The organism is Achromobacter xylosoxidans (genome assembly GCF_002192695.1).
Lineage (GTDB): Bacteria > Pseudomonadota > Gammaproteobacteria > Burkholderiales > Burkholderiaceae_B > Achromobacter > Achromobacter xylosoxidans_C.
The window spans coordinates 1-2,489 of sequence record NZ_MTLG01000014.1 but is presented as its reverse complement, the minus strand read 5'-3'; the positions used below and the strand labels follow the sequence as shown (position 1 = coordinate 2,489).

Annotated in this window: 1 protein-coding gene and 1 pseudogene; both read left to right on the top strand. The window is 68.5% G+C overall.

The features are described from left to right. Nucleotides 1–250 precede the first annotated feature (250 nt). Nucleotides 251–1,861, top strand: coding sequence for a DNA cytosine methyltransferase (locus tag BRO63_RS03925; protein ID WP_023108432.1), 1,611 nt, complete (start codon nt 251–253; stop codon nt 1,859–1,861). Between the two features lie 243 nt (nt 1,862–2,104). Beyond that, nucleotides 2,105–2,489, top strand: a pseudogene (locus BRO63_RS03920) (hypothetical protein); the annotation flags it as partial.

Genomic DNA, 2,489 nt, shown 5'->3' with positions numbered 1-2,489 from the left:
CCGGCGCAAAAACGGGCTCCCTTTGTGCGCGGATGTGCGCCAGACGATGCCGGCCCCAGCCACGACATGGGCCGGGTGTGATTGCTGGGTGAGCAGACGGTTCTAGCGACGACCGGGCCTGCCAATCAGCCCACGGGTGGTTCTTCTTTCCTCCCGAGCCGAAGGCCCCTGGGGCCTTCGGCGCCTTTCTCCTGCCTTTCAACGCCCCGGCCAGGGCGATGGCCCTGCGCCATACGAACAGGAGACCGACATGCACCCGAAACTTTGCGCACCGCCACGCAACACGCCGCTGCTCTACGGCAGCGTCTGCAGCGGCATCGAGGCCGTGAGCCTCGCTTGGCAACCGCTCGGCCTCGAAGCCGCGTGGTTCGCCGAGATCGAGCCGTTCCCGAGCGCCGTGCTCGCCCACCGTTACCCCCTCGTGCCCAACCTGGGCGACATGACCACGATCGCCCGCCAGGTCCGCGCCGGCACCGTGCCCGCGCCAGACCTCCTGGTCGGCGGCACGCCGTGCCAGTCGTTCAGCGTGGCCGGCGCCCGCCGTGGCCTGGCTGACCCGCGCGGCGCCCTGACCCTTGCCTATGTGGAGCTTGCAAATGCCATCGACCAAACCCGCCGCCAAGACCGCCGCCCGCCGGCAACGCTCGTCTGGGAAAACGTCCCCGGCGTCCTCAGCGACCGCAGCAACGCCTTCGGACACTTCCTGGGCGCACTGGCCGGCGAAAGCCGTGCGCTCGAACCGCCAGGGCAAAAATGGGCGCACGCAGGTTGTGTGTCTGGACCCCGGCGCCGCATCGCCTGGCGCTTGCTCGATGCTCAATATTTCGGCGTCGCCCAACGGCGCCGTCGCGTGTTTCTTGTGGCAAGTGGTGGAGGTGGCGTCGATCCCGCCGAGGTACTTTTTGAGCGCCCAGGCCTGCGCGGGGATTCTTCGCCGGGCTTCGCGCCGTGGCAAGACGCTGCCGGCGCTGCTGGATCGGGCGCTGCGGCAGCAGGCTGGTACTCGGGATATGCAGGACTGAAGCAGCCCTACGGCAAGGCCACGGTGACGTTCGGATTCGGCGGGGGCAACACCGCAGGACCCATCGACGTCGCGGCCTGCCTGACCGCGGCGCCCGGCCCGAAGAACGACTTCGAAGTCGAGACCTTCGTGGCGCAGTCCATCGCGGGCAGCATCAGCCACACGCTCAGCACCGCCAACGGCGGCAAGGGCTGCAGCGAGGACGGCACCGGCAAGGGTGTGCCGATCATTGCCTTCACCGCACAGGGCTGCGGGGCGGATGCGACGACGAACCATGCACCGACGCTGCGTGCCGGCGGACATCGCCTCAGCCACGCGAACGCCGGCGTGGTGCCGGCCATCGCGTTCGCGCAGAACTCGCGCGGCGAGCTGCGGCTGGAATCCGGCCACGGCCAGCTTGCCGGGACGCTCTCCACGGGTGGCGGCAAGCCGGGCCAAGGCCGGCCGATGGTGATCGGCGTGGCGCTGCGCGGTCGCACCGAAGGCCTGGCCGCTGAACTGGGCGATGGCGTCTCGACCGCGCTGCGCACCAGCAGCGGCGGTGCCGACAAGCCCCATGTGCTGGCACCGGACTTCGAGGCACATTTCCGCTACGACTGGAATAACCCCGGTCCGGGCGACTGGTCGCAGTGGCGGGTGCGTCGGCTGATGCCGGTCGAATGCGAGCGGCTTCAAGGCATGCCCGACGACTACACGCTGGTGCCGTACCGCGGCAGGCCCTCCGCCGACGCGCCGCGCTACAAGGCGATCGGCAACTCCATGGCCGTGCCGTGCGTCGCGTGGCTGGGCCAGCGGCTGGTGCAGTGCCTGCACAAGACGGGATCGAGCGCTTCGGATTGATGCACGACGCGGCCGGCGGGCCGCGTGATCCTCCCTCCTGCATTGCCGACGCATCGGCAACAGCCAGCAGCCAGGGTGTCAAGGCTGCCGTGGGTTCCTCCCACGCCACCCGCCAGTTCGCCCCGGCATCTCTCCGGCGAACGCTGCCCACCGGGCATCGATGCCACCTTCCTCCAACCCACGGGATGTATGCCGCGTCCCGTCAGGGGCGTGTCGTCAACCCGGTCGATATCAGGACTTTCCATGGACACCATCACCCGACAAGACCGCATCACGCTCAAGAACCTCAAGGTCGCGGATTTCGCGAGCGAGGAAACGCTGTGCTTCACCGCCACCGTCATGTTCGACGGCAGGCCCATCGCCGAAGCCCGCAATGACGGACACGGCGGCTCGACGTTCGTGCGCGCGTTGCAAGGCCAGGCCGCGCTGCTGGCCCAAGCCGAGGAATTTGCCAAGAGCCTGCCGCCGGCATCGCTCGACGTCGAGCGCGAGGACGACGAGCCACTTCTCATCGACATGACGCTCGACTTCCTCGTGGACCAGTTGGCCGATGCCATGCACGCAGAGCGCAAGCTGCGCACCGCGTTCAACCGCGACATCGGCAACAAGGTGCTGTTCATCAAGGACG

What these genes read in the sequence shown, in the direction of transcription:
- BRO63_RS03925 (WP_023108432.1), top strand. Translation starts at nt 251, where the DNA reads ATGCACCCGAAACTTTGCGCACCGCCACGCAACACGCCGCTGCTCTAC.